Below are 5713 nucleotides of genomic sequence, written 5' to 3' on the forward strand. Positions count from 1 at the left end.
AAAAAAGTCTCACCATTTCTGGTGAGACTTATGTAATAAAATTCTGGCGTCTACCTACTCTCCCGAGTTTGAACTCAGTACCATCGGCGGTGCGGGGCTTAACTTCTCTGTTCGAGATGGGAAGAGGTGAACACCCGCCCTATAAACACCATGAAGGTCTTTAGTGATGGAAAGAAGTGAAGACAACGTGTCCCGCACCCTCCCTATATACACCATGAAGGTCTTCTGACTTTGACCTCAACAATCTCTTGTCGCTTGTCTTTCGTCTAATTTCTTTTTAATTCATGACTTATGTTACAGAAAGATAAAAGCATAATAAAAATATAAGAGTCCTCGATTCATTAGTATTGCTCGGCTTAGTGTTACCACTTCTACACCTGCAACCTATCAACGTCATCGTCTATGACGAATCTCAATGGAAGACTCATCTTGAGGTGGGTTTCACACTTAGATGCTTTCAGCGTTTATCCCGTCCGTACTTGGCTACTCTGCCGTGCCCTTGGCAGGACAACAGATGCACCAGCGGTACGTCCAACTCGGTCCTCTCGTACTAAAGTCAGAACCTCTCAATCTTCCTACGCCCACCACAGATAGGGACCGAACTGTCTCACGACGTTCTGAACCCAGCTCGCGTGCCACTTTAATCGGCGAACAGCCGAACCCTTGGGACCTTCTCCAGCCCCAGGATGTGACGAGCCGACATCGAGGTGCCAAACCTCCCCGTCGATGTGAGCTCTTGGGGGAGATCAGCCTGTTATCCCCGGAGTACCTTTTATCCTTTGAGCGACGGCCCTTCCATACAGAACCGCCGGATCACTATACCCATGTTTCCATCCAGCTCGACTTGTATGTCTCACTGTCAAGCGACCTTATGCTATTGCACTCAACGCACGGTTACCAAGCGTGCTGAGGTCACCTTTGGAAGCCTCCGTTACTCTTTTGGAGGCGACCACCCCAGTCAAACTACCCACCAAACGGTGTCCTCGTCTCTGACAAGTTAGAATCCAAATAACCAAAGGGTGGTATTTCAACGTTGGCTCCCCGATGCCTAGCGACACCGGCTCACAGCCTCCCACCTATCCTACACATCAGTTACCCGAATTCAACGTTAAGCTATAGTAAAGGTTCACGGGGTCTTTCCGTCCCGTGGCGGGTAAGCGGCATCTTCACCGCTACTACAATTTCGCCGAGCTCACAGCTGAGACAGTGCCCAGATCGTTACACCATTCGTGCAGGTCGGAACTTACCCGACAAGGAATTTCGCTACCTTAGGACCGTTATAGTTACGGCCGCCGTTTACTGGGGCTTCGATTCAATGCTTCTCTTGCGATGACATCCCCTCTTAACCTTCCAGCACCGGGCAGGTGTCAGGCCTTATACGTCGTCATTAAACTTCGCAAAGCCATGTGTTTTTGTTAAACAGTCGCCTGGGCCATTTCTCTGCGGCCTACATTGCTGTAGGCTCCCCTTCTCCCGAAGTTACAGGGTTAATTTGCCGAGTTCCTTAGCTGTGACTCACTCGAGCACCTTAGGCTTCTCGCCTCGACTACCTGTGTCGGTTTACGGTACGGGTGGTAAATAGCTGAAGCTTAGCGGCTTTTCTTGGAATCAATTCATCTACTTCGATTCAGCCTAAGCCTCCTCTCAACGCTCTATTCCGTCAGAACGTAGCAAACTCCTCAATCCGTCCCCGCATCGCACTATCACCAGTATGGGAATATTAACCCATTTGCCATCGGCTTCGGCCTTCGCCTTATCCTTAGGTCCCGACTAACCCTCAGTTGATTGACGTAGCTGAGGAATCCTGAGTCTTTCGGTGTGTATGGTTCTCACATACATTATCGCTACTTATCCCTACATTTGCTTTTCTATACGCTCCAGCATACCTCACAGTACACATTCACCGCGAATAGAATGCTCTCCTACCCAAGAATAAATTCTTGACTAAGCTTCGGTACTACACTTGATGCCCGTTTATTATCGATGCCCGCCCCGCTCGACCAGTGAGCTGTTACGCACTCTTTAAATGATTGCTGCTTCCAAGCAAACATCCTGGCTGTCACTGCAGTCAGACTTCCTTAGTTCAACTTAGTGTAAATTTAGAGACCTTAGCTGTAGTTCTGGGTTCTTTCCCTTTTGGACTTGGACCTTAGCACCCAAGCCCTCACTGCCGAGTATATTATGCCGCATTCGGAGTTTATCAGAATTTGGTAGGATTTGACTCCCCCGCATCCTATTAGTAGCTCTACCTCGACATAACTCAACCTCGACGCTGTACCTAAATACATTTCGGAGAGTACGAGCTATTTCCCAGTTTGATTAGCCTTTCACCCCTACCCACAGTTCATCCAAAAACTTTTCAACGTTAACTGGTTCGGACCTCCATGTTGTGTTACCAACACTTCATCCTGACCATGGGTAGATCACAAGGTTTCGCGTCTACAGCCACCGACTATTCGCCCTATTCAGACTTGCTTTCGCTTCGACTACGACACTGAATGTCTTAATCTTGCCGGTGACCGTAACTCGTAGGGTCATTATGCAAAAGGCACGCCGTCACTGGACTTGCCAGCTCCGACCGCTTGTAAGCGTACGGTTTCAGGTTCTTTTTCACTCCGATACTCTCGGTGCTTTTCACCTTTCCTTCACAGTACTTGTTCACTATCGGTGTCTCAGGAGTATTTAGCCTTGGCAGATGGTACTGCCGAATTCAGAGGGGATTCCACTGGTCCCCACCTACTCAGGATACTGCTCGTCCATTAAATTGCACGCTTACGTGACTATCACACTGTATCGTCAGGCTTCCCAACCTGTTCAGCTTAATTTAATCTTCTAAATGCAGTCCTATAACCCCTACTTTGCCGTAACAAAATAGGTTTGGGCTTCTCCGCGTTCGCTCGCCACTACTTGCGGAATCACTGTTGTTTTATGTTCCTCCGGTTACTTAGATGTTTCAGTTCACCGGGTTAGCTCTATACTATGTATAGTAATGGTTCTTCAAACCATTGGGTTGCCCCATTCGGAAATCTACGGATTAACTTGTATGTGCCAATCCCCGTAGCTTATCGCAGCTTATCACGTCCTTCTTCGCCTCTGAGACCCTAGGCATCCTCCGTACGCCCTTATATAACTCTTATTATTATACTTTTATCTCTCTGCCAACATGTCAATGAACTCTTTTCAGCCTATCTACATCAATCATTAACTAATCAAGCTGTGCTTCGCTAATAATATTTAGATGTAGTAAACTAAATAGTGGTATAAATACCTTTTTCTTAAATCTTAAACTATCAGTTCTTTATCGATAGCTATTTTATACTTAAAATTAGTGGAGAATAACGGAGTCGAACCGTTGACCCCCTGCTTGCAAAGCAGGTGCTCTAGCCAGCTGAGCTAATCCCCCTTGTGTCTTTCAACTTCTTGGTGGGCCTGCGTGGACTCGAACCACGGACCTTTACATTATCAGTGTAACGCTCTAACCACCTGAGCTACAAGCCCCTATAATCAGAACTATTACCCTATTCTGTAATCGTCCGATTGTTTTCTCTCTGCTTCTTTCAAACATAACTTTAGTTGGGAAAACAAATGCAACATTCAAATATAAAGTGTCAAGTCGTTTTTAATTCTTTGTTAGAATTCTCTAAAAAGGAGGTGTTCCAGCCGCACCTTCCGGTACGGCTACCTTGTTACGACTTAGCCCTAGTTACTGATTCTACCCTAACGAAATCTTTTACCTTCCGCTTCAGGTCTACCCAACTTCCATGGCTTGACGGGCGGTGTGTACAAGGTCCGGGAACGTATTCACCGAATCATAGCTGATATTCGATTACTAGCGATTCCAGCTTCATGAGGTCGAGTTGCAGACCTCAATCCGAACTGTGAACGACTTTTTGTGATTGGCTTACTATTACTAGCTCGCAACACTCTGTATCGCCCATTGTAGCACGTGTGTTGCCCTGGACGTAAGGGCCATGATGACTTGACGTCGTCCCCTCCTTCCTCTCTACTTGCGTAGGCAGTCTTGTCTGAGTCCCCGACTTAACTCGCTGGCAACAGACAACAGGGGTTGCGTTCGTTGCGGGACTTAACCCAACACCTCACGGCACGAACTGACGACAGCCATGCAGCACCTTGTTTCGGGTCATTGCTGACTGACCTATTTCTAAATCATTCCCTCACATTCTAGTCCAGGTAAGGTTCCTCGCGTATCATCGAATTAAACCACATGCTCCACCGCTTGTGCGGACCCCCGTCAATTCCTTTGAGTTTCACCGTTGCCGGCGTACTCCCCAGGTGGATTACTTATCGGTTTCCCTTGGACACTGGCTCAAGCCAACATCTAGTAATCATCGTTTACTGTGCGGACTACCAGGGTATCTAATCCTGTTTGATCCCCGCACCTTCGAGCCTCAGCGTCAGTGTGACTGCAGCAGACTGCCTTCGCAATCGGTATTCCTCCTGATATCTAAGCATTTCACCGCTACATCAGGAATTCTATCTGCCTTCTGTCAACTCAAGCTAACCAGTATCAACGGCATGTAAAACAGTTAAGCTGCTACCTTTCACCGCTGACTTAATCAGCCGCCTACGCTCCCTTTAAACCCAATAAATCCGGATAACGCTCGCCACCTACGTATTACCGCGGCTGCTGGCACGTAGTTAGCCGTGGCTTATTCAACTGGTACCGTCAACTTTCCTCGCAAGGACTACTTTCTTCCCAGTTAAAAGCAGTTTACAACCCAGAGGGCCGTCTTCCTGCACGCGGCGTGGCTGGGTCAGGCTTCCGCCCATTGCCCAATATTCCCTACTGCTGCCTCCCGTAGGAGTCTGGCCCGTATCTCAGTGCCAGTGTGGGGGATTCTCCTCTCAGAGCCCCTAAAGATCGTAGACTTGGTGAGCCGTTACCTCGCCAACTATCTAATCTTACGCATGGCCATCCTTATCCGATAAATCTTTAATAGCTAAGAGATGCCTCTCTACTATCTTATGCGGTATTAGCTCGAGTTTCCCCGAGTTATCCCCCAGATAAGGGCAGGTTCCATACGCGTTACGCACCCGTACGCCGGTGTATTGCTACCCCTTGACTTGCATGTATTAAGCCCGCCGCTAGCGTTCATCCTGAGCCAGGATCAAACTCTCCATTGTAAATATCAAGTTTGCCTGACTACTTTAATTTCTCTAAACGTCGCATTCGTTTTCCCAATAAGTTAATGAACTTTATTCAATCAATTTCACCGAAATTAACCAAATTTGTCGATCCCTTTTCTAAAATCTAAATGACTTATAATCAATCATTTAAACTTCGAATCTTCTTACTTTATTCCCCTTTCTACTAAACGAAACGGAGTGCAAAATTACTACTTTTTTATTTTAAAAACAAATTATTTTGCAAATTTATTTTTTTTATTTTCCGATTATCAACTCTTCAATTCCTTTCTCTCTTAATCGGGGTGCAAAGTTCTGAATTATAATTTTAAAAAACAAATTATTTTTGAACTTTATTTTTATCGTGAACGTTATCAAATTAACTACTCTTTTAACTTAATCTCGTTCGGGGTGCAAAGGTCTCAAATTTAAATTTCAAAAACAAATTATTTTTAAACTTTATTTTCTTAACCCTCTCAATCAACCAACTCCTCTTTCTTTCTCTCTTAATCGGGGTGCAAAGGTCTGAACTTTATTTCTTATTTCCAAATCCTTTTTTACTTTTTTT

The 5713-nt window shown here is 45.9% G+C and carries 2 tRNA genes and 3 rRNA genes; all 5 read right to left on the bottom strand.

From position 1 onward, the window contains the following. Window positions 1-41 precede the first annotated feature (41 nt). Window positions 42-153 (bottom strand): 5S ribosomal RNA (gene rrf / locus ABR854_RS25485). A gap of 168 nt (window positions 154-321) precedes the next feature. Beyond that, a 23S ribosomal RNA gene (locus tag ABR854_RS25490) occupies window positions 322-3137 on the bottom strand. Between the two features lie 192 nt (window positions 3138-3329). Further along, a tRNA-Ala gene (locus tag ABR854_RS25495) sits at window positions 3330-3403 on the bottom strand. An 18-nt stretch (window positions 3404-3421) separates the two neighbouring features. Next, a tRNA-Ile gene (locus ABR854_RS25500) sits at window positions 3422-3498 on the bottom strand. Window positions 3499-3644: 146 nt separating this feature from the next. Beyond that, window positions 3645-5145, bottom strand: a 16S ribosomal RNA gene (locus ABR854_RS25505). Together the 16S, 23S and 5S rRNA genes with 2 tRNA genes alongside form the textbook arrangement of a ribosomal RNA operon. Window positions 5146-5713: the final 568 nt, after the last annotated feature.

Origin of the sequence: Emticicia sp. W12TSBA100-4 (genome assembly GCF_040253585.1) — a bacterium.
In the GTDB taxonomy this organism is placed as follows: Bacteria; Bacteroidota; Bacteroidia; order Cytophagales; family Spirosomataceae; genus Emticicia.